Below are 22232 nucleotides of genomic sequence, written 5' to 3'. Positions count from 1 at the left end.
GAGGGAAAGGATCTTCCCGACCAGACGCAGAGCGACGTGGTGATGTGATCCGGCGATCTGCGCTTCAGGATAATTGCGTCTTGGAGGCAGGTCTGGTCGCTATATTCCCGAACTGGCTGTATGGGCCGCCCTCCGATTTGGACGGCCCAAGGGCACGCAATGCATTCAGGATAACTGCGACATCGATGACTTCCTGAAGCAAAGCGCCGTGCAGCGGCGGCAGATAGCCGAATGCTGCGGCGATCATGCCGGCAACTGAAAGGCCAAGTCCCGCAACCACGCTCTGGCGAGCGATCGCAACGGCCCGGCGGGCGACAACCAGGGCGGTTGCCAAAGGATCGAGCCGGTCCACGAGCAGTACGATGTTTGCCGCTTCCGAAGAGGCCGCTGCCCCGCGCGCGCCTAATGCAACACCTACGTCGGCCGCCGCAAGTGCCGGTGCATCGTTGACGCCGTCACCCACCATCATCACCGGACCGAAGCTTTTAGCCGCGATAACGGCCTCCACTTTTGAAGCCGGCGTCTGTTCGCCGAGCACCTGTTCGATGCCGAGGATGTTGCCGACATGCGAGGCAACATCCAGGCGATCGCCGGAGGCAAGAACGATTTTCGCAATTCCGGCACTGCGCAATCGCTGCAGAACGCTGATCGCCTCCGCGCGCACTGGATCGGCCATGATGATATTTCCCGCGACAAGGCCGTCGATTGCGACTGTCACCGCAGCTTCACCAGATCGGTGATGATTTTCGAAGACTTGGGAAGCGTTTCGAAAACTTCGGCTTTTCACAAAGCGGCTACCACCGATCACGACGCGGCGTCCGTCGACCATTCCTTCAAGCCCGCTTCCACCAACTTCCTCGACATTGGTTGGTGGCGAGAGCCGCAGATTGCGTTCCTGCGCTCCCGCGATCAAAGCGGCAGCCATGACGTGGCTCGATGCTTGATCCAACGAAGCGGCAAGACGCAACAACTCGTCCTTATCGATCCAAGCGCTGCAGCCGACTGCCACGATTTCGGGCTTGCCGTGTGTGAGTGTACCGGTCTTGTCGAGGACGGCAACCCGTACGCGGCTTAAGGCTTCAAGGGCGCTACCGTCTTTCACCAGGCATCCTATCGAGGCACAGCGCGAGATACCCGACATGAGCGCGACCGGTACGGCCAGGATAAGCGGGCAGGGCGTGGCGATGACGAGAACGGCAAGAGCACGTCGCGGATCGTCGGACAGCAGCCAGGCCGTCAACGCTATCGCTACCGTCATAAGCAAAAATGCCAGGCCATAGCGGTCAGCGAGACGCGCCATCGGCGCCTTGCTCTTCTGTGCCGTCTCGACGAGGCGTACAACCGCAGCATATGTGCTCTCAGAGGCGGGGCGAAGCGCCCTGACAGTAAAGACGGGGCCGATCGATGCGCTGCCGCTTAACACCTCTTCACCAGCCCGATGATCCACAGGGAGTGGTTCTCCCGTTAACGCAGACTCATCGAGAATAGCGCGGGGAGACAGAAGAACACCATCGACGGGCAGCACTTCGCCATGGCGGATCATGATGTGATCGCCAACAACTATCTTCTCGATAGGAGTTAGTTCCAACCGATCGCCAATATAGCGAAATGCAGTTCGTGCCACTCGTCCCATCAGTAGCGTCATCTCACGGGCAGCGCGGCCGGACGCATATCCCTCCAGCATCTGTCCACCTGCATACATCAGCGCGACGACGTTGGCTGCGAGGCTTTCGCCAAAGGAAAGGGCGAACGCCATTGACAGGGCGGCGACGATATCCAACCCGAAATCGCCGTGACGCAAGGAACGGAAGGTCTGCAGCAACAACGCGCCCAGGATCGGCAAGGTGGCGAGTGCCCAGACAAGGGAGGCAAGCGCGACGTTGTCGATCAATACGAAGGTAATGCCTGCCAAAAGCCCGGATGCTGCAATCAGCACCAAAGATGATCCACTGGTTTTTAGCAGGAAAACTACCGTGCTGGTCACGCTGGAGAATGCCATGATTGGCTCCGGTGGCTGAGTTTGTATCCGATATGCTATTGCTCTCGATCAGCTGATTAGAACCGTTTCCATCGAACAGGCATTGATCCGCCTCAATGCGGCTCGTCCGAGAGACATGCGAATTTAAAAAAAGCAGCGGATGGATCGCGTCTTCCGCTCCGCAGCGCGGTTCACAGCGTATTCGTCAAATATCGAGCGCATATTTAATCCGTCGCGAATAGTCGAGCGCACGTAGAACGTGCGTCGGTAATCGCCGTGCCCCCGAGAATTTTATCGCCCTATAGTCGGCTCTGGTTCCGATCTGCGTGTCCTGACTATGCTTGCTGAGTTCGACGATGTTTTCTCTCACCGTAAGAATATTGGCGCCGTGGTCCCACCCACGTTCCAAGGCGACATCAAAGGGGAGGATCATGGTCCGCATCGCCGAGGTAATCGCGCGCGCGCCGTTGCGGGTGACAATGTAGCATGCAGCGGATCCCTGGGGACCGTGCAAACAACGGCCGATCTCATCTCCAGAAATCGTCGTGGTGACCCGCCGGAACCCAAGGATTCTGTGGTTGAACAGCTTGACGATGTCTGCAGTCGGCACTGCGGCAAGTATCCGCGAGGTCCGCTCCAGCAAATCGCCGACGATTTCCACGTCGTCCTCGATAACGATGGATGCCTCGAATGTGCTGGATAGGAACATGTCCACGGCGCGCAGGTGGCTTCGGTAGCAGCCGTACTCGCCCGGCAGCAATTGTCTACCGCCATGCCTGAAAAAGCTGACGTGATCGACGTCGACGTAGTCCATGGGAGCGATGTTACGCCCGTCGATTGCGGGAACCCGTGTGATATGAATACCATGGGCGAGCGCCTGCGAGCGGATAGCTTTCCACCTGTCAACACATCTGGCCAGGTTAATGACATAGACACCGAGGCTCTCGGGCAAAAAAACCATTGATCAGTCACCTCTGCTCCCATCCGTCAATGACAAGGGTTTTGTGCGGGTTCGGGAGGAAAGGTTATCCATTCTTCGCAAGAAGGCATGCTTCAGCAAAAGCCACGTCAATTGTCGGAGACGACAGATAAAACGTGACGCTTCCAGCCATGCGCGATAGGGCTGAACAGTTGCGTAGCGCCATCGCCGCAAATGATAGGTTCGGCGTTTGGCCTGGATCTGGGACGGCAATCCCGTATCCTGGTTGATCGGCACGGGAAAGACAAAAGCGGCCTTCAGACCCGCCAGATATTCAAGATCGAAGGCAAGATCGAACGGCAAACGCATCGGAACGAGCTTTTCGACAAACCACGCGGCGGCTCGCCGGTTGAGCAAATAGGCGCCCGATCCTTTCTCGCGAGTAAGCGCCACCGCAAGGGAACGTTGGGACGTCAAGTCGGCAAACGGGTATTTGCGACCGCGATTGACCGTCGAAAGCCGCAGGATGTCCCAATCGGCGTTCGCCTCGATTGCGGCCCTCAGGAGCTGTTTCAAGTCGGCGGGAAATTCGAGATCATCCTCCAGTATCAGGGCGAATTCTGACTCCGAGGCAAGCAGGCGCTTTGCGCATTCAATATGGCTAAGGTAGCAGCCCACCTCTGCGAGATTGCCCCTTCTTCCATGCAGCAGCCTATAGGCTCCCTCACGGAAGTCCCTGATGGGCAGTTCAAGTGCTTGCCCGTCGACGGCAGCAACTCGTTCGAACGGCAGTCTTATACCATCGAGCTTATCCTGCATGGCGGACAGCCGATCAGCAGCACGATCGAGATTGATGAGGTAAGTCTTCATGGGAAGATCGCTAAGATCTTTGTCATTCATGCTAGGAGCTCGTTCCGACAAGAATGGTGGCGATTGCGTTTGTCGGAGCGGACATTGTTTGGCCCGGCTTACGGGCGGCTTACAGAAACTTGTCAAAAAAGTGAAAATAACCCCCAGGTTAGATTTCTGGGGCAAGTTTAGCTGGAGCGCCCAACTCATCACCCAAGCGGGAGTGATACGGAGGCTTCTCTCTCGTTCGCCTGCCGCCGGGATATCGAATTGGATATCGACGCGCGATGCCACAGGCTCAAGGCGAGTGCAGCAAACGGATGCGAAGAGGCGTGCCTCGAATTCGCCAAGAATAAAGAGGCTTTTGCGCTGCAGTTACCCTACCGATCAACGCGAAAGCTTTGGACTGCTTCATGCGCGTGCTGCTCGTTGAAGACAATGCCAAGCTCGCATCGCTGACAAGCGAGGCAATGCGTTCGCACGGCTTTACCGTCGATTGGGTCAGTTCAGCCAGCGATGCCGAGGAAGCTATGTCCACGATCAGCTATGAGGCGGTCATTCTCGATCTCGGCTTGCCAGATCGTGACGGCCTGTCCTTGCTCGAACCTGTGCGTCGCCGGGCGCCCTCAACGCCTATTCTCATCGTGACGGCACGCGATGCCGCAAGTTCGATTATCGATGCGCTCGACAGCGGTGCCGATGACTATCTCGTCAAGCCCTTCGTTATGGGCGTGCTAATCTCGCGCGTTCGTGCCTTGATGCGTCGCCCAGCCCTACGCCACGATACGATCCTCAGCGAGCGTAACGTCCATCTTGATCTTTCACAGCATGTTGCCAAAGTCGGGGAGACCGAACTGCAGCTCAGTCGCCGCGAGTTCGCCGCGCTGGAATTGTTTCTTCGCAGATTCAACAGGGTCCTCTCCAAGGGTGAGGTCGAGGAGTCGATCTATGGCTTCGGCGAGGAACTGAGCTCCAACGCCGTCGAGGTTCTCATCCACCGATTGCGTAAAAAGCTCCAGGCTGCGGGTGCTGCGATCGATATCCATAACATGCGAGGCGTCGGCTATATGCTGACGGAGGGACGTTCATGACATTTCGCCGACTGACGCTATTCAGGCGCCTCGTCGTTGCTATGTCTATCGTCGCGCTGGTTGCAGTCTGTGCGAGTGTTCTTTTCTTGTACGTCCGTTTTCAAGCGGCCAACGATGCTTTTCGTGAAGAGACGCTCTCGACTTTCGCGCAAGACATGCAGCGCCAGTTCGCCTCGGATCCGCAACTTACCGGTGGGCCTGCAACTGCCTTGAAAACGCGAATCAAGGAGCTGGGCGGACAATTCGCCGTAGTGACCGATACAGGCAGAGTTCTTGCCAGTTCGGAGACGTTGGATCAGCCGCTGGTTCCTGTCTCAAACCAGAAGGTTCGGTACTTTTTGCTCCCGGGTCACGACAAAGTCAGAGCCCTTTTTGGCATCTCAATGCAGCTTGATGGCACTAATCCCGTGCATTTCGTGCAAATCGCCTTCCCGCGGGAGCACGTTATTTTTGATACCGTATTGGAGGAGTTCGTCACTGACATCGCGTGGATATGGATTCCATTTGTTTGCCTTCTTCTGCTGGTCAACATCCTCGTGCTGAAATTCGCGCTGAAGCCATTGAGCCACGCGGCGGAAGAGGCACGGCAAATCGGGCCCTCCAGCATAGCCGCGCGACTGACGGAAACCAGGATGCCGGAGGATGTGCTGGCATTGGTGAGCGCGGTCAACGAGGCGCTTGATCGCTTGCAAGCGGGCTTTCTGTCACTTGAGCAGTTTTCGAGCCATCTTGCTCATGAGCTTCGGACGCCGCTCGCGATTATCAAGGCTCGCCTCGCGCTCTCGCAAGATGCAATCGCACGGAAAGTCGAGGAGGACTTCGAGGGCGTAGAGCGGCTGGTCAGTCAATTGGTCGATCGCGTCAGGATCGGTGGCCTGCATTTTGAGGCAAGCGACCGGGTCGATCTCGGTGATATCGGACAGCGGGCGGCGGCATTCCTTGCGCCGGTCATTCTTTCCAAGGGCCGCGACATCGAATTGCAGCCACCCTTAGAGCCCGTCGTGGTTAGCGGCGCGTTCGATTTCATCTTTCGAGCCCTGCGCAATCTTATTGAGAATGCACTGAACCACACGCCTCCGGGCACGACGATTACGGTGACGATCTTTCGATGCGGCATCACGGTCTCTGATTCCGGCCCAGGATATCCCCCCCGATGGCTCGAGCCGGTGGCGGTCGTCGGCAAACCGGACAGCGGTGCGGGTGGTCTCGGCCTTGGCCTGTCGATCGTGAAGGAGACGATGATTGCTCACGGAGGCGATCTCAAGCTCACCAATTTGCCGGAGGGCGGAGCATCCGCGACAATGGAATTTCCAATCCATCAGAAAGCGATCTGAGAACGGAGCTTTCATGTTCTGCAGAGATCATCTTGGCAGAAAGCTGAGGCTTGGCAGTCGGACCTGCTAATGCAACTCCTGTGCCCGGGCTTACTGAGATTCGGCCTTCCTTGGAATGGCTCCGCCAGTTCCTTGACCTCGATCAATGCTGCAGCCTTTGGCTAGTCCTATCCTTTTTCCGCTAACGGAATTTCAAGGAGACGGTCATGAACGACATTACTCTCAGACAGAATATTCTGGATGAACTGGAATTTGAGCCGAAAGTGGATGCGGCCAAAATTGGTGTGACCGCACGCGACGGCGTCATCACTCTCACCGGACATGTTGGCACATATGCGGAGAAGGACGCCGCCGAGAAAGCCGCGAGACGCGTCAAAGGCGTCCGCGCCATAGCCCAGGAAATAGATGTTCAAATTCTAGGCCCGCGGCGGACAGACGACGACGACATCGCCCGACGGGCAGTCAAAATGGTAGACTGGAATATCTCCATTCCAAAGCAAATGGTGCAGATCCGCGTATGCAAGGGCGTCGTTACGCTTACCGGCAAGGTGGAGTGGCAGTACCAAAAGAATGCTGCCGCCGCCGCTGTCAGGGATCTCGCCGGTGTCATTGGCGTCTCCAATCTCATAGAGGTCGTTCCCAGCATCAGTGCTGATGACATCAAGAGGCGCATCGAGGATGCGCTGGAACGCGATGCGGAATTGGAGGCACACGCAATCCAGGTCGATGTTTCCGGTGGTAAAGTTATCTTGAAGGGCCACGTCAGGACCTTGTTCGAGCGTCGTGCGGCGGAACGTGCCGCGTGGTCGGCGCCGGGCGTCCATGCACTCGATGATCAACTGTCCATCAGCTGATCAACTTTCGATAGAAGGAGGGATGCAAAATCATGAGCACGGATTTCACACGAACGGAAGAAGCGCTGCTTGCGGGTGCCGGATATCCCCTCCCGCACCACCAGGACTGCGATTTTCGCCTCGACAGAGCAGACAGAGACAAATGGGAAATCACAATTGTGTCCCCCCGCGCTCAAGCGTGGGTGCATGATGAATTGTGCAATCCCCTCTGCCAGTGTCTGAGTGATAGCCTCAAGGTAGATATATTGGGTGCGGATCGCTTTCTGAAGCAGGTACATGCCTTGGGGTTTCGAACCGAATTTGTCGGCATCGGCGGCAAGGATCTGTTCTGAGGTGGAGCGATGTATAAGTCGATTGTCTGTGCGGTTGGCCTCGGATCGAAGGAGAAAGCCGAGCATCTGATGCATACGGCTTGCGCGCTTCTCGACACGGAAGGAACGCTTCATCTCGCCCATACGGTCGAGCGATTTCCGTCCCTTGTCAGGCAGGGACCGGATGAGTGGGCAGTCTCTGTCATCGGTGAAGCGGAAGAAAAGCTGTCGCTGCTTTGCAGAGAGCTTTCAGTGCCAGCGCTTGTCCATGTTCGCACCGGTCGGGCCGCCGACACGGTGCTCGCCATTGCGATCGAAACAAAGGCGGATCTGATCGTGGTCGCGGCTCATACCAACGATGTTTTCGATCGGGTATTTGGATCGACCGTCGACCACATTGTCCACCATGCGAAATGCTCCGTTCACATCGATCGGATTCCGTCGGCCCCGAAGCAGTAAATATCCAACTCATTCAGAGGCTGGGCTGCGTCGTTGCATTGGCGGCCTGGTCGTACAAGCGTAGGCTAGAGGGCGTATGTTGCGGCCGTTCACGGCCATCGATCTCAAGACATATGGTTTGACCTCAGATATTCCAATCAACGGGATCGTGATCGACGAACCTGTCAAAAGCCTGTCATGAGAAGACGAAAGCGGTCTGCCGAAAAGGTGTGGCCGTGCATTTCGCCGCAATTGTTCCTCTAGATGTCACGGCTCTTAAGAGCTGCTGTTTGGTCGTCACCGTCAATCATGCGGTTGCAGCCAAAAGTAAACCTTTTTGGAAATCAACGAAAATTGAGCGCTATGACAGAACCGCGAAAATCATCCTCCAAGCTTAATCGCTATATCGGAGCCGGCCTTGTCCTTGCCGTGCTGGCGGGGCCAGCCGTCGCTGCCTCACTTAAAAGTATCATGGGCAGCATGGGCGATAACACCACTTCAGCTAAGGCCGTGCTCGCCAACTTCGACAGCAAAGCCGCCGAGCAGGTCCTGCGGCGCTACGCGGCTGACGCCGAGGCCGCCGACGCCATGTTTGCCAGCCAGAGCAGCGCCAAGGAGAAGGATCTCCACGCTCGCTTCAGCAAGATGGTCATGATTGCCGGTACAGCGAGCCAGAAGGCGCAAGACAAAGCCTCGTTTCGCAAGGCATTCGTGGCCGTGGCAGCCGAGTGCAAGTCCTGCCACACGGCTTACAAATAGCCGCTGCAAATCTTCCCGAACAGGAAACTCCACATGAGCGAACAACGATCCGCCTATGAACCCTATTGCGAACCACCCATCGGAAAAGGCGACAAGATTTCACCTGCCAAGAGCGATCTCGTGCGTGCCTGGGACCTTCCCACACGTCTATTCAAATGGTCGCTCGTCGCATTGATCCTGACGGCCTGGGTCTCGAGTGGCTTCAACGATCCGGACATGACTGTTCACAAAGCGGCGGGTTACGGCATTCTCGTCCTCTTGGTTTATCGCCTCCTGTGGGGTGTTTTCGGTAGTTCAACGGCGCGGTTTTCCGGTTTCGTCCGCTCGCCCGCCGCCGTATGGGCCTACCTAAAGGCGCTGCGGCGCAACCGCGCGGGACACTATCTCGGCCACAATCCGGCCGGCGGCCTGATGGTTATCGGTCTCATCGTCGTTTGCGGTGTGCAGGTTTTGCTTGGATTATTCTCCAGTGACGGGGTGACCGCCGCGGGGCCTTTTGCTGGACTGGTAGGGGATGCCGTTTCGAGCTTGGCCGCTTCCGTCCATGCTGCATGGTTCTACTTCGCCATTCTCGTTCTGGCGGGATTGCATATCGTCGCGAACCTCTACTATCAGTTCGTCAAGCGCGAAGACCTTATCGGCGCCATGATCACTGGCCGCAAACAGCGCGAAGCCTACGTCGACCACAATGAGGCGACGGGTGGATCGCTGCCTGTCGCCGCTGCCTGTCTTCTGATTGCCTTTGGCCTGGTTTATGGCACCGTAACGCTGCTTGGCGGAAGCTTCTTCGCTTCAATCTAGAGTTCGTCTTGGTCAAACAGGAGCGTTACGGCTGTAAGATGGCCAGGCTGTACTTCAATCTCCAGCCGCCCCTTATGCAACGCCATGATCCGGCGCACGATCTCAAGGCCAATACCCATGTGATCGGCTTTGAGATCGCCAAACGGGCCTCCCGCCGGAGCGTCAAAAACACCAGCGTCATCCTTGACCGTCAAGCGCGGACCAAGGCCAGCGACAACTTCGATCGCCGCACCTTCGGGGGTATGTTTGACGGCGTTTTCGATGAGATTGCGCAACGCGTCCTCAAGCAGTGGCGCATGACCTTCAACAGAGCCAGCGCCAAGATTGCTGTAGGCAATGGTGTGATTGAGGTCATAGACCAGGGGCGCGATATCCGTGACAACCCAATCGGCCAGCTTGGCCAGATCGACCGGCCGGAACACCGCGCGGTCAGCGCTTTCGAGCCGCCCCAGCGCCGTGATCTGGGCGATAAAGCCCGCCAATGCGTCGAGATCTGCCTCCATCTTGCGAGCACGAGGATGGTCGATGTTGCCAAGTTCCAGCTTCATCATAGCCAGCGGCGTGCGGATCTCATGCGCAACAGCCGTGGTGAACAGACGCTGCGATTTCATGAGCGTACCTATGCGCGCAAGGCTCCGGTTGACGGCAGCGGCAAGATCAGCAATTTCGCGCGGCATGCTGGTCTGGTTGATTAGATGGCTGGGGTCGAGTGGATCGAGATGGCCGGCCTCTCGCGCTGCTTTTGCGACGGGACGCAGGGCCTGGCGGATTGACAATAACGTGCCACCGAGAACGAAGAGCAGCATGATGGCCATCGGGGTGGCGAGATGATCCGCAAACTCACGCCCGATCACCGCCCACATGATGCCGTCGCTGTCGCGCAGGATCGCGATCTCGATAAAAATCTTGTCCCCATGGACTTCATAGGTCTTGCCGCCGGCAACGGCGAGCGGTTTGCCGGCGCTCAGCATTCGAGACCAGAGGTCCGGCGGATTGACCTCATGCGGCAGAAGATGATTGTCGCAGCGCGCATCGCAGTTCGTATAGAGAATCTGACCGGTTGGTGTGCGGATGCGGGTGATATAGAAGCCACCCTGGACGCCGTAACGGTCGAGGTCGTGCGGCAACTTGTAGGGCGCTTCGTCATGGCGGCGTTCGAAACCCTTCGACAGCTTTCCGGTTTCACGTTCGATCATCAACGTCGCCAACTGCTCGTTGTCGAAATAATAATCGGCAAAGACGAGTGCGGCCTGCACCGCCATGGCCAGCGCTGCAAAGAGCGCGATGCGCAGTGTGATGATGCGGATCAGCGTTGGCGGCCGAGCAGATCGATCAACCATTTTGGCGCTTTTCCCGCAGCAAATAGCCAATGCCCCGTATTGTTTCGATGCTGATGGGCAAATCGAACGGGGCGAGGCGACGACGCAGGCGGGAGATCGCCAATTCCACGGCGTTGGTCGAGATATCGTCGCCAAATTCGGAGAGCTTGCTTTCGATCAATTGCTTGGGAGTGACCCGGCCCGCGTTGCGAATAAGCAGTTCAAGGACGGACCGCTCGCGCGGTGCGACTGCGAGCGGTTCACCGCCTGCGGCCACCACACCGTTTGTGGGATCGAAAGATAGGCCGCCAACGACAATGGCCTCGATATAGTGCGGCGCTCTGCGGCGCAGAAGGGCGCGGCAACGCGCGAGCAATTCGATGTGATTGAACGGTTTGACGAGATAGTCATCGGCACCGCCGTCGAGGGCCGCTACGCGATCTTCAATCGAACCGCGCGCCGTGATCACGAGGATCGGTGCGGTAAAACCTTCGCGACGTAGTTCCCGGATAAGATCCAAGCCGTCGCCGTCCGGCAAGCCCAAGTCCACCAGGGCCAAGTCGTAGCTGACAGTTTGTGTTGCCAGCAGCGCGGCGCCTACCGTTGCCGCGCTATCAAGGCGCCAACCCGCCTGATGAACACTTTCGGTCAGCAAATCGCGCAGGCGGGCACTATCTTCGACCAGTAACAAGCGCATACAGACCCCGATTTGCGGTCATAGTGGTTGCGGACCACGACGACAACTTACTAGTGACGCTTCCCGCCGTGCCAGAGCCCACTCTAGACCAATGAACCCCGCGGTTCGACTGGGATCATGCAACAACATCGAAATCAGGACCGTACCGCACAGTGGACGTCTAAATCGGAGACCCGGATACCCTGACGCACGAATTGCCGAGCTATTTTCCAGGCAACGAAGGCGGATATCCATGAAAGTTGTCATGCCCGAGTCTGACTCAGCCATTCAGGCGCTGGTGGATAGTCGCTTTCAGCCCGGGTGTGCGGTGCATGGAATTCATGATGGAGACGGTCCTGGTGAGCGCCTTTCAAGCAGCAACCTGGCCGGGCACCGCAATGTGGCACGGATGGGCTCGGCGGTCGCTGATATCATCGTCGGTATCGATCAAGGGCACCTTGCGGCTCCGCGGAAGGCTGTGGTCTCCACACGAGCGAATAAGGCGACCCCTTACTTGAAGTTTTTCGTGATGGCCGCACGCGCCTCCTCCCGATCAAGCAGCCCATGATTGCTCCGCCTTACTGAGCATCTATCGTGCCTTCTCAAACCTGCCGCGTTGCCTGCCAGATCCAAGGCTCACCGTACTGCTACTCGGTATCGGCTCGGGCGGGCCGGTGTCGGTCCATCTGTAATGCCGCCGCTGGCCCGTAACCTCAATTGAGGCATGTCAAAGTAGCCATCCAAGTGCCTTGATAAACGTAGTATTCGCAACCTCTTCAGTGAAGTTTGCCTGTGGGGATTGCTGATATTCTCGCGCCCGGGGGGTCACGCTCTATGAAATGGCATGCATCGCATCAGTTTCCCGCGCTGAGGCTCGTCGTGCGCTCCGGCGAGAAGTACAGGGTCATCAAGACCGTCCGGGATGCGGCAGTAACATTGATCTCGGATTGGCCGAGCGACGATGGCGAGGAATATGTTATGGCGATCAGGGCATGCCTTGATGCTCTGAACGACGTCATCCCTCCGGAAGCGGCCAGAGAGGCCCTTATCCGTGCCGCTGCCGAAGAGCGTATCCTTTATATTTCAGTCATCGGATGACGTTGGGTTCGCACAGGGCGTGCGCTCCCACCTCGGCCTATTGATGCAGATCAAGGTCCAAAATCGTCAGAGAACCTACCAATTGATCAGGAATGCAAAGTGGACATTTTCGTTGTTCGCTTTGACTTCGGAACGGCAGATCCGTGACAAGGAGAAGAACATGCGTGCAGCTTTGCTGGTCGCCGCGATAGCCGGCGTTATCTTCGGTGCCTATGCTTACCAATCCAGTGGCTCCGCCAAATCAAAAGAACCAAAGCAACAGTCGTCGACGAATACGGGTAGCACAACCGGCAAACCTAAGCTCGGTTATCCAGATCCCTATATTCCCCCGACGAAGGGCAATGGCTTTTGATTTCTAGCGCCAATCAGAGGATGAAATAATGTCAAAACGTAACCCGACTGTCGTGGTCAAACGTCGGCGCCCGCGTGCGCCGCGATTGGCCTCTAGCCCATCGAAGACTTTAGGCTCTCTTCCACCAGTCGGTTCTCCCTCGAATATGCAAAACCCGCCAACTCGTCGCGTGCTGCATCTCTCCGGAGTTTCCTCCCGCGACGTGGCGACTTAATTTTCATGGCCGAATGCCCGCGTCCAGGCTTCCGACGGGACCTAAACGCCCTGTCGGCCTTTGGATCTCCCACAAAAGGCGCCGCAATCTGCACAGCCGGCGACCGATTTCCAATGTGCACGGATTAAGAACGCCGTCGATGCAGACATCCGCGACCTCCTCAGGCGTGCTATCGCTGCGCATCAGTCAGCTTTCTCTCAATATCTATGCGAAGATGCTCGCTGCGCAGTGCATCATCCTTCTCAGGCAAAACTGATTGGATGTAGGATCCCGGATCAACAGCGGCGCGAAGTGCTGTTGGCAGCACCATTGCAACTGATATGATAAAACCAAACGTAAGTTTGCTGCTCTCCGCAATATCCCGATGCCGATTGTCGAAATCGTCAGCAGAGGGTTACACATTTTCAAATCTCAGGAGCGAGTCTCCAGGCATGGGGAGGGGCCTGGTAATTCACACGCTGACATGGTGCCAACCTGAGCAGAATTGTATATGAGGCCGTACTTAACCTGCGTCACACGTAGATCGCGGTACCAGTTGACGAGATCGCCCCAAGGGTCATTTATCTTTGAAAGACCAGACACGAAGGCGACGACTGTCCCGATCTCGGTCTTCCCAGTAACCACGAAATAACCGCCCAGTGCGAAGATGCCTGCGTAACCCATCTGTGTCATCAGATTCATCATGAAATTCATCGTGAACTTGATTTTGTAGATGCTCATGTTGATCCGGAAGACATCTCCGATACGCGACGCCTGATGGCCATCAGTATCAATTGCGTGCCCCATTTGGACGATGTCCTCGCTGACATTGCGCATGATGCCGATCCTTTTTCCGACGCGGCGGTTGATCGCTGCCTGCATGATCGGGACAAAACCACTTTGCGGAAGAAAGATCGTGATGACGATGATCGTAATGAGTGGCTGCAGATAGACCAGATAGCCGCAAACAGCTGTCAATATGCCGATCTGCAACAGAGGCTCCGAGATACTTGTGCCGACGAAGCCACCGACAGGTTCGGCTTCGGCCAAGATGATCGAGAGTTGGACACCTTCGCTGGTCATCATGGAGTCGCCCGTCACCGATGTTCGTGATGCCTCGAATACCTGCAAACGCAGCCATCGGACCGCCGCTTCTCCGATCCAACTGCTGTAGATATTGAGCACAAGTTTCACGGCTCCCTCGGTCAGAGCCAAAAGGACGTATATCAACACCAGGAAGGCGATCGTTCGATAGGAGCCATTCTCCGTTGCCGCATTCACGATCCGTCGCTGTACCTCCAGCGGTATGGTTCCCGCTGTAAAGAGCACGATGGATAGGATTGCGGTGGCCAGCTGATGCCACCCCGATGCCCGAAAAACGAAACCATATAGCGTTCGGGGAAGAATGATTTCCTTCGGGAACGGGCGTGATAGAGCCGCCTTCGCACCGCGAAATGTTTTCAGGATGGTCATTGCGTTGCTGATTTCTCAAGCGCCGGCTGTCGCCCGGTGCCGGCAATCGGTTTCACCCACAAAATGCCAATGATCGTCGCGATCATGACGATCAATATGATCAGCAATAACTTTTGCACCGATGCCCTCCTGACGTGGCAAACAATTTCCCCAGCCCTCAAACGCTTTCATGTTCTCGCTGTGCGCGCGTTGATTCGGGTCAAAGCCGGGGCATCATTTGTGTGGGAGGAGAAGAGTGGTAAATTAAACTGCTCGCCGGAGTGATCCAGTGGTGGAAAAAGTCGCTTGAAACGCAGATGACACGTCGTTTCCCGGCATTTCCTCCGATATCGAGCTTCGAGACGGGCCCCAACTTCGATGGGCTTCAGCCATGAAAGCGATGGTTCTTCAACAAATCGGGAAGCCGCTCATATTTGTCGAACGTGACGATCCAAAGCCTGGCCCAGGCGAGCTGAGGATCAAGGTAGAGGCTTGCGCCGTCTGTCGGACTGATCTTCACGTTGTAGATGGCGACCTCAACGATCCAAAGCTTCCGCTCGTGCCGGGTCACGAGATCGTGGGTATTGTCGATGCCGTTGGCCCCGGAATCGAAATTGCCAAACTCGGTCGGCGCGTCGGCGTTCCCTGGCTCGGTCATGCATGCGGAACCTGCTCTTTCTGTCAAATGAAGGCCGAGAACCTATGTGACCGGCCGCAATTCACCGGCTACACCCGCGACGGCGGTTTCGCGACGCATGTTGTGGCCGACGCATCCTTTGCATTCGATCTAGATGCGAACGCCGATCCCGTATCGCTCGCGCCTCTTTTGTGTGCCGGATTGATTGGCTGGCGTTCGCTCAGGAAGGCCGGCGACGGCAAGAGCATCGGTCTCTTCGGCTTCGGCGCCGCCGCGCATATCCTCATCCAGATCTGTATCTGGCAGGGCCGAGACGTTTATGCGTTTACACGCAGCGGTGACCAAGCGGCGCAGCAGTTTGCGCTGGAGCTTGGGGCGACATGGGCCGGCTCATCTGAAGAGAACGCCCCAGTTCCGCTCGACGCAGCCATCATCTTCGCTCCCGTCGGCGATCTGGTGCCGATAGCGCTCAAGGCGGTTCGCAAGGGCGGGGTAGTTGTGTGCGGCGGAATTCACATGAGCGACATACCGGCGATGCCCTATGCCGTTCTTTGGGGGGAGCGTGAGCTTGTTTCGGTCGCCAATTTGACACGCGCGGATGCGGTCGAGTTTTTCCCGATTGCCCAGATGGTCGGCGTGCGAACCCACACGACGACCTATCCACTCAAGAGGGCCAACGAGGCGCTCGCCGATCTGCGTGCCGGGCGTCTCGTCGGGGCAGCGGTGTTGGTGCCCGAGGCGGGCTAACCCGAAATGAATACGGGTCTTACCATCCCGCCGAAACTTTCATCCCCGTCGGAAATAGAATCGTTTCACCAACTCGAGCGTGGCAGCGTAGATTGCCGAGATCGCAATCAGCCCTCCTAACAACGGAATGGGCAGCGGCGTGAAATCGAATATGCCCGCAACCGGTGGAAAATTGGGGAGCAGGAGGGCGACGAGCGTAATAAACGCCGTCGACCACAGGAGTAGGGGACCGGGCCTATCCTTCCATGCCGCTATGATCGTGCGAACGATCAGCATAGTCACGAGCTGTGTAATGAGTGATTCGACAAACCAGGCCGTGCGGAACTGACTGGTTGTCACGTTGACGATAAACAACAGAAATCCGAACGTCACGAAATCGAACAACGAGCTGACCGGGCCAAAAAAGATCATAAATCGTTGGATGCCGCGAATGTCCCATCGCCTTGGACGCTGCACTTGCTCTCGATCGACCCTGTCCGTGGCAATGGCCATAGATGGAATGTCGGCAAGGAGGTTGTTAAGCAGGATCTGCTTGGCGAGCAGCGGCAGGAAGGGGAGGAATAGAGAGGCGACCGCCATGCTGATCATGTTGCCGAAGTTCGCACTCGTCGCGATCGATATGTATTTCATGGTGTTGGCGAAGGTTCGCCGACCGTCGTCTACGCCGCGGATCAGCACGTTGAGGTCTTGTCGCAACAGGACGAGATCCGCAGCTTCCCGGGCGACATCGACTGCGCCGTCGACAGAAATGCCGACGTCGGCCTCATGAAGGGCTGGGGCGTCGTTGATGCCGTCGCCCATATATCCGACGACATGGCCGGAACGCCGAAGCGCCTTGATAATGAGCTCTTTCTGGTTGGGATCAATCTCGACAAACAGATCTGTTTTGGATGCACGGGCGAACAATGCGTCGCTGCTCATCGACGCCAGCTCACCGCCGGTCAAAACATTCTTTGTTCTCAGCCCGATCGTGTCGGCCAGGTGCTTGACGATGTAGCGGTTATCGCCGGATATGACCTTGATTCCGATGCCGCGATGTTTCAATCCCGTCAGCGCATCCTTGATGCCTGCCTTCGGCGGATCGAGAAACAGGAGAAAGCCCTCAAGGCAGAGGTCGCACTCGTCGCCAACGTTATAGGGCCCCTTGTCTTGAGCGAAGCGCCTACTGGCGATTGCGATCACCCGAATGCCATCCTCGCCCCATTTACGATAAAGCGCGTCGAGGCCGCGCGCGACGCTTCATCGAGAGGCTCGGCAGCATTGCCTGTCCTAACGGAGGTACAGACCGAAAGGATATTGGCGACGGCGCCCTTGCAGACCATCATTGTATCCTGGCCGGCGCTATTGACGATGACCGACAACCGTTTGCGCATGAAATCGTAAGGAATCTCGTCTTTTTTTACGAAGGCTTTCAGATCTGCGCCAATCTCGCCGGACGCCAGTATGGCATCGTCGAGCGGATTTTTGAGGCCGGCCTGCAACGATGCGTTCAAAACGGCGAGCAAGTGAACCTGCTGCGAGTGCATGCCGCCTGGATCGACGCAACCGTCGAGTTTTATGATGCCTTGCGTCAGCGTGCCGGTCTTGTCGGTGCATAGAAGGTTCATGCTCCCGAGATTTTCAATGGCGTCCAGCCGGCGAACGATGACGCCGCCAGCGGCCATGGCGCGCGCGCCGCGGGCGAGCGTCATGCTGATAATCGCCGGCAGAAGCTCCGGAGTGAGGCCGACCGCCAGTGCCAGAGAAAATAGGAGAGAGTCGATCAATGGCCGATGTAGGAGCAGGTTGGCAACGAAAACGGTAATGACGATCACCAACATGATACGCGTCATCAAATAGCCGAAGCGGCGAATACCTCGTGAAAAATCCGTTTCGGGTATCTGTCTCGCGATCGCTCCGGCGATGGCTGCGTATTCGGTGCGCCCACCCGTCTCGACAGCAATGACAGTTGCCGTGCCGCTGCGAACCGATGTGCCGGTGAAAACGCAATTGGACCTAGCGGCGATCGAAGCCTCGGGTGGACAGACACCGGCCATCTTGCCGACCGGGAAGGTCTCGCCCGTCAGAGCGGCCTCGCTGACGCTCAAGTCGCGCGACGAAAGGATCACGCCATCGGCTGGGACAAGACTGCCGGCTGCAAGCTTGATGATGTCACCCGGGACGATAGTGCTTGCCGGGACGAGGGATTCTATTCCGCCCCTTACAACTGTCGCGGACAACGAAATGCTCTTTTTCAGCGCCTCCAGCGCTTTGGTCGCTCCGTACTCTTGAGAAAAGCCGAGCAGGCAGCTCGCAAGGACGATAAGGCTTATGATGATGGCATCATGCATCTCCCCCACCAGCGATGATACCGTTGCGGCAAAGATAAGAATGAGAACGAGGGGATTGAGAAATTGCCGTAGCAGAATGTGAAGGGCATTCGTGTGCGTCATAGCGAGGACTGTGTTCGGTCCGTAGTTTTTTAGCCGGGAAGTTGCCTCTTCAGGCGAAAGACCTGCTATCCGCGAACCAAGATCATGCACCAGAACGTCTTGCGCCTTCGACCAAAAAGGCGACGGCGACATCGTGGTATCCCGGTTCGTGGAAGTCGGCCTTTTAGGTGGAGCGTTCTTGGTGGTTTCGTCAATTTCAATAGGCATCGGCGGTCACCTCTGATACCTTGCTAGCCATTGCACGGCGCGCGCGCCTTGACCTTTGTCAACAGGCGATCATCCGCCGGCTAAAGCCGGCATGCCGTCAGTGTCTACCGAGATGCGCCACCACTACGATGGCATGGGAATGCGCTGGTCGAAATGTAGAGATTGGCCTGAGCCGGTACGATAGATATCCGGCATCCAAAGTTCGGGGGCGGGGAGCAAACGTTGATATCAATATTCCGCTGCTGGATCAGTGAGCAACAAGAACGGGCATCTCAAGATCGACCAGCAGTGATCGAGTGACACCTCCAAGGACAAATTCACGAATTCTGGAGTGCCCGTAAGCTCCGGCGACAATCAGATCGGCGTGCAGGGCTCTCGCGGTTGATTGGATAGCGACGGCTACCTCTTCGCCATTTGCGCCGGCCACGACAACCTCGACATCCAAGCCGCTGTTGCTTAGCACCTCCGCGTATCGGGCCCGGCTTCTCTCATTCATTGAGCCATCATCGGTGATCGATATCAAAATGACCTTCGATGCGCCTTCCAAGAATAATCTGGCGCCTGTCAATGCTGTCGACAGCGGCGCGCTTCCATCCCATGCGATTGCCACCGTGTCGATCCGGCCGCAGACGTGGTTCGCAGGGAACAAGACGAGAGGTCGGCCGCTTTCGAACAGAAGGTTCTCAAGCAATGGCATCATGGTCTCAGACGCTTCGATAATTGACAGGTCATAAGCACGCGAGATTTCCACCAAAGTATCAGGGATTAGCGGCTCCGACGCTTCGAATGTCTGAATGATGGCCCGTATGGCCGCTTTTTGGGCGTAGTCGCACACTGCTTCGCTCAACGCGACACCGCTGTCGCGGCTGAAGCGCTTTGCCTGCGAGCCCAGTCTTTCGACGTCGTCAACCCATGGGGATGATTGACCGACGAGCGGCGTCTTGATCTGCAGGACGCTCGCGGTGAGATCTGCTTTTTGATGTCGCGCCAAGTCGACTGCATTTTGAACCACGGAAAACGAGCTGGCTGTGGGATAGGTGATCAATGGCAGATGGAATTGCGGTTTCATGTCAGTCTTCTCCAGCAAGCTGACCTGATGATCGCGTACCCGCCGGCCCGCCGCTTTGATGAAAGTCAAGATTGGTCGACCGGAGAGGAGCCTTATCGGCGCTCAAAATCGGCAAAAGAGGGCTTCGATCGCCTAACGGCGAGCGATATCGCGCCATTTTGATGCTGATCAATGAACGGTCTGGCAACATCGTCTTTGATGACTCCGCGTCTCACGAAGACGGTTTGGAAAGGGGCCGGGACGAAGTCGTCCTTCGATGGTCCTCGCAACGAAGAGGAGAAATGATATGGCCGATATGGCAAGAAAGCTTCCTGTGAGCACGGAGAAGAAGACGGCGCCGGCTATGGAGCGCTGGGCGCCATTCGAAAGCCTGCGATCGGAAATTGATCGTGTCTTCAATGACTTCACTCCGGGCTTCCTAGACCGCACATTCGCGCGTTTCCCGAATGCCTTCACGCGCGGCATGCCGGCTGCTGACTTCATCGAGTCCGACAAGACCTACGAGCTCACAGTTGAGCTTCCTGGGATTGACGCGAAAGAGCTGGATCTGACACTCGCCAATGGGATCTTGACGGTGAAAGGCGAAAAGCACGAACGCAAGGAGGAAAAGGAGAAGGAATACTATCTCAGCGAACGGCGCTACGGGTCGTTCCAGCGCAGTCTCCAACTTCCCAATGGTGTCGATGCAGACGGTATCAACGCATCCTTCGAAAATGGCGTCTTGAAGGTCGTTTTACCGAAGACGGCCAATGCTCACAAGAATGACCGGAAAATTGCAATCAAGGCAAGCTAGCTCACAAGCGCTCTACACTTGCCCGTCGCGGCTCAGCTGTAGGTTGCCAAGGGGGCCGGCGGCAGAAGAAGGGAGGGGCTCACCCCTCCCTTTGGCATTAGCCGACATGAAGATGATTTTCAACAATGGCGACGCCGGGGACAGACCATGCGGCTTGCTCTGCTGCATGACGCTCGCTCCAGGCATGAACGTCACCTTCAAGAACGACTTTGCTGTCGGAGACACGAACTCTGATTCCATCCGCCTCGATCTCAGCGTTTCGCCGTAGCGCCTGCTCGATCCGTTCCTTGATATCTGATGCGCCGACAAGTTGCCGGATGGTTAGGATATTCGTCACACCAACAACGCCGCCAAGCTTTTTGACGGCGTTTTCCGCAGCCATGCGCTGGAAGTGCCAGCGTACCTCGCCAGAGAGTGTTACCCATCCGCGCTGGACCTTGACGTCAATGGCGCCGTCGGGCAACGCAGTGTCCCAGGTAATGATATCAAGTGCGCGAGCTGCGATTTCATCGTCGGCATGCCTTTTCTGCTCGGGCCAACGCACATCGATCTCATCGGCAATCGCCCGGACGCCTTTCACACGCCAAGTAACTGCCTCCGCCGCCATTTTCTCGGCACAGCTCTTCACATGGCCAGATAGCGTCGCGACGCCATTCTCCACCGAAACGCCGATCGCGGCAGCGTCAATGCTGGGATCAAATTCCAGTTCGTCGAGGATATCCCGACGTATCTTCAGATCACTCATGGTGTCCTCCTTGAAGACGATTGATCGAGGCTCGCGCCTCAAACCAAATCTCGTCAATCCGGCGTGTGGTGTCATTGCGCTGGGTCAAAGACGAAACCGTGTCTTGGCGAACTTCGCCGGGTCGGTCGGACCGGCGGGTAGACCCGGGTAGGCTGGAACGGGATCCTCCGGTGCTCGGATCAGGGGCTGTCAAGTTTTGTCTTCAGTCGATTGCTGACTGGCCGCATTTGCTCTCTTATGCGCTATCTGTCGATCATGCGATGTCTACAAAATGCTGGGCAGGCCTCAAGGAAGCATGCCGGGAAACAGCATTGGCATTTGCCGTCAGTGGGCAAGAAACAGCGGTATGTCCGAGTCTTTCAGCATCGATCGTGTCACTCCGCCGAACAGGCGTTCCTGCAAGCGTGGATGACTATAGGCTCCCATGACGATCATGTCGGCTGCGATGTCGGCGGCGTGTTGTCGCAACGTTTCATCGACCAATCGACCGCCGCTCGCAACGTAGTCGACATCGACCTTGACACCATGTCGCGCGAGGAAGGCGGCGATATCTGCGCCAGGCTCTTCGCCGTTGACGGAGCGCGCAGCAAGAGGATCGACAAGTGTGACATGCACCGTTCCGGCGGCTTGCAAGAAGTCGATCGACTGGCGCGCCGCGCGCGCTGCCTCCTCGCCAGAGTCCCAGGCCAGCAAAATTGTTTTCGGCGGAAGCCGTACCATCTTATCGCTCGGGGTGACAAGCACCGGTGTGGGCGACTGAAATAACGCCCCGTCGATCACTCTTCGCCGAAGTTCCTCGTTGCGGGCGGCCTCCGGACCGATGAGGACAAGATCGGCATAAAGAGCTCGCTCGGCGATATCATCGTCTGCCCAGGCAAATTCCGTGTAGATTTCCTGCACGTCATAGGAGGACGTGCTCCCGCTGAGCAGCGTTTTGATATCGGCTGCCTTTTCGGTCAATCTATCTATTTCACGTTGCCGCTCATCGAGCCTGATCGTGGAGAGGGCATCATATGTGGTGAGCGGAGGCGTGGCGCACATCGAAACCACCAAGGCGGTAAGATGGGCACCATGCGTTTGGCAAAAGTCGACGGCGCCCTTCAGGTCATCCTTGAATTGACTGACGTCGAGGATACTCAAGACGGTTTTGATGGACATGGTCGGATCGCTTTTCCTGG

Annotated in this window: 23 protein-coding genes; 12 read left to right on the top strand and 11 right to left on the bottom strand. The window is 56.9% G+C overall.

What is annotated here, in order from left to right; all coding sequences use genetic code 11:
• Positions 1-64: 64 nt before the first annotated feature.
• The 3 genes from FHX05_RS25020 to FHX05_RS25010 all read right to left on the bottom strand — a co-directional run bounded on the left by FHX05_RS25020 (position 65) and on the right by FHX05_RS25010 (position 3797).
• A complete protein-coding gene (locus tag FHX05_RS25020; RefSeq protein ID WP_183875211.1) occupies positions 65-1999 on the bottom strand; it encodes a heavy metal translocating P-type ATPase in 1935 nt (644 codons plus the stop codon).
• Between the two features lie 184 nt (positions 2000-2183).
• A complete protein-coding gene (locus tag FHX05_RS25015; RefSeq protein WP_183875210.1) occupies positions 2184-2939 on the bottom strand; it encodes a glycosyltransferase family 25 protein in 756 nt (251 codons plus the stop codon).
• 3 nt (positions 2940-2942) lie between these two features.
• Positions 2943-3797, bottom strand: coding sequence for a glycosyltransferase family 25 protein (locus tag FHX05_RS25010; RefSeq protein WP_183875338.1), 855 nt, complete (start codon positions 3795-3797; stop codon positions 2943-2945).
• A gap of 362 nt (positions 3798-4159) precedes the next feature.
• Here FHX05_RS25010 and FHX05_RS25005 point away from each other — a divergent pair, with 362 nt between their 5' ends.
• The 7 genes from FHX05_RS25005 to FHX05_RS24975 all read left to right on the top strand — a co-directional run bounded on the left by FHX05_RS25005 (position 4160) and on the right by FHX05_RS24975 (position 9334).
• Positions 4160-4837, top strand: a complete 678-nt coding sequence (locus FHX05_RS25005) for a response regulator transcription factor (protein WP_183875208.1) — start codon at positions 4160-4162, stop codon at positions 4835-4837.
• Positions 4834-6171: an ATP-binding protein gene (locus FHX05_RS25000; protein WP_183875206.1), complete on the top strand. Its 1338-nt coding sequence runs from the start codon at positions 4834-4836 to the stop codon at positions 6169-6171. The genes FHX05_RS25005 and FHX05_RS25000 overlap by 4 nt, the downstream gene beginning before the upstream one ends.
• Before the next feature lie 206 nt (positions 6172-6377).
• Entirely contained in the window at positions 6378-7025 is a 648-nt protein-coding gene (locus tag FHX05_RS24995) for a BON domain-containing protein (protein ID WP_183875204.1), read from the top strand.
• Between the two features lie 32 nt (positions 7026-7057).
• Positions 7058-7357, top strand: coding sequence for a hypothetical protein (locus FHX05_RS24990; protein ID WP_112398058.1), 300 nt, complete (start codon positions 7058-7060; stop codon positions 7355-7357).
• 9 nt (positions 7358-7366) lie between these two features.
• Positions 7367-7795 (top strand): universal stress protein, encoded by a 429-nt coding sequence (locus FHX05_RS24985; RefSeq protein ID WP_112398057.1) that lies wholly within the window; start codon positions 7367-7369, stop codon positions 7793-7795.
• A 342-nt stretch (positions 7796-8137) separates the two neighbouring features.
• Positions 8138-8533, top strand: a complete 396-nt coding sequence (locus FHX05_RS24980) for a cytochrome c (protein WP_183875202.1) — start codon at positions 8138-8140, stop codon at positions 8531-8533.
• A 33-nt stretch (positions 8534-8566) separates the two neighbouring features.
• Positions 8567-9334, top strand: a complete 768-nt coding sequence (locus FHX05_RS24975; protein WP_183875200.1) for a cytochrome b/b6 domain-containing protein — start codon at positions 8567-8569, stop codon at positions 9332-9334.
• Here FHX05_RS24975 and FHX05_RS24970 read toward each other — a convergent pair.
• The gene (locus FHX05_RS24970) at positions 9331-10674 is read right to left on the bottom strand and encodes a HAMP domain-containing sensor histidine kinase (RefSeq protein WP_183875198.1); all 1344 of its coding nucleotides are present in this window, start codon (positions 10672-10674) and stop codon (positions 9331-9333) included. The two genes, FHX05_RS24975 and FHX05_RS24970, sit on opposite strands and share 4 nt — an antisense overlap.
• Positions 10667-11350, bottom strand: coding sequence for a response regulator transcription factor (locus FHX05_RS24965; protein WP_112398053.1), 684 nt, complete (start codon positions 11348-11350; stop codon positions 10667-10669). Before FHX05_RS24965 ends, FHX05_RS24970 begins: the two co-directional genes overlap by 8 nt.
• Positions 11351-12163: 813 nt before the next feature.
• On the opposite strand from FHX05_RS24965, the gene FHX05_RS24960 reads away from it, so the two are divergent.
• Both FHX05_RS24960 and FHX05_RS24955 read left to right on the top strand, forming a co-directional pair.
• Complete coding sequence (locus FHX05_RS24960) at positions 12164-12427, top strand: DUF982 domain-containing protein (protein WP_112606526.1); 264 nt, start codon at positions 12164-12166, stop codon at positions 12425-12427.
• 160 nt (positions 12428-12587) lie between these two features.
• A complete protein-coding gene (locus FHX05_RS24955) occupies positions 12588-12779 on the top strand; it encodes a hypothetical protein (protein ID WP_112606524.1) in 192 nt (63 codons plus the stop codon).
• A 625-nt stretch (positions 12780-13404) separates the two neighbouring features.
• Here the strand turns inward: FHX05_RS24955 and FHX05_RS24950 are convergent.
• Complete coding sequence (locus FHX05_RS24950) at positions 13405-14445, bottom strand: ABC transporter ATP-binding protein (protein ID WP_183875196.1); 1041 nt, start codon at positions 14443-14445, stop codon at positions 13405-13407.
• 69 nt (positions 14446-14514) lie between these two features.
• Between FHX05_RS24950 and FHX05_RS24945 the strand changes: the two genes are divergently transcribed.
• Positions 14515-14709 (top strand): hypothetical protein, encoded by a 195-nt coding sequence (locus FHX05_RS24945; protein ID WP_183875194.1) that lies wholly within the window; start codon positions 14515-14517, stop codon positions 14707-14709.
• A 106-nt stretch (positions 14710-14815) separates the two neighbouring features.
• Positions 14816-15808 carry a zinc-dependent alcohol dehydrogenase family protein gene (locus FHX05_RS24940; RefSeq protein ID WP_112398048.1) on the top strand — a complete coding sequence of 331 codons (993 nt, stop codon included), beginning with the start codon at positions 14816-14818 and terminating at the stop codon, positions 15806-15808.
• 39 nt (positions 15809-15847) lie between these two features.
• Here FHX05_RS24940 and FHX05_RS30850 read toward each other — a convergent pair whose 3' ends face one another.
• From FHX05_RS30850 to FHX05_RS24925, 3 genes are all read right to left on the bottom strand, one after another.
• The gene (locus FHX05_RS30850; RefSeq protein ID WP_348648339.1) at positions 15848-16990 is read right to left on the bottom strand and encodes an HAD-IC family P-type ATPase; all 1143 of its coding nucleotides are present in this window, start codon (positions 16988-16990) and stop codon (positions 15848-15850) included.
• Complete coding sequence (locus FHX05_RS30845) at positions 16987-18372, bottom strand: HAD-IC family P-type ATPase (RefSeq protein WP_183875192.1); 1386 nt, start codon at positions 18370-18372, stop codon at positions 16987-16989. Before FHX05_RS30845 ends, FHX05_RS30850 begins: the two co-directional genes overlap by 4 nt.
• A 322-nt stretch (positions 18373-18694) precedes the next feature.
• On the bottom strand, positions 18695-19516 hold the full coding sequence (locus tag FHX05_RS24925) for a universal stress protein (protein ID WP_112398093.1): 822 nt from the start codon (positions 19514-19516) through the stop codon (positions 18695-18697).
• 286 nt (positions 19517-19802) lie between these two features.
• On the opposite strand from FHX05_RS24925, the gene FHX05_RS24920 reads away from it, so the two are divergent.
• On the top strand, positions 19803-20309 hold the full coding sequence (locus tag FHX05_RS24920) for an Hsp20/alpha crystallin family protein (RefSeq protein ID WP_112398046.1): 507 nt from the start codon (positions 19803-19805) through the stop codon (positions 20307-20309).
• Between the two features lie 97 nt (positions 20310-20406).
• Here the strand turns inward: FHX05_RS24920 and FHX05_RS24915 are convergent, their stop codons facing one another.
• Both FHX05_RS24915 and FHX05_RS24910 read right to left on the bottom strand, forming a co-directional pair.
• Complete coding sequence (locus FHX05_RS24915) at positions 20407-21054, bottom strand: BON domain-containing protein (RefSeq protein WP_112338829.1); 648 nt, start codon at positions 21052-21054, stop codon at positions 20407-20409.
• Positions 21055-21378: 324 nt separating this feature from the next.
• Positions 21379-22212, bottom strand: coding sequence for a universal stress protein (locus FHX05_RS24910; RefSeq protein WP_183875190.1), 834 nt, complete (start codon positions 22210-22212; stop codon positions 21379-21381).
• Between the last annotated feature and the right edge of the window lie 20 nt (positions 22213-22232).

It is taken from the genome of Rhizobium sp. BK491, from assembly GCF_014194925.1.
Taxonomy (GTDB): domain Bacteria; phylum Pseudomonadota; class Alphaproteobacteria; order Rhizobiales; family Rhizobiaceae; genus Rhizobium.
This window is presented reverse-complemented; position numbering and strand designations above follow the sequence as displayed.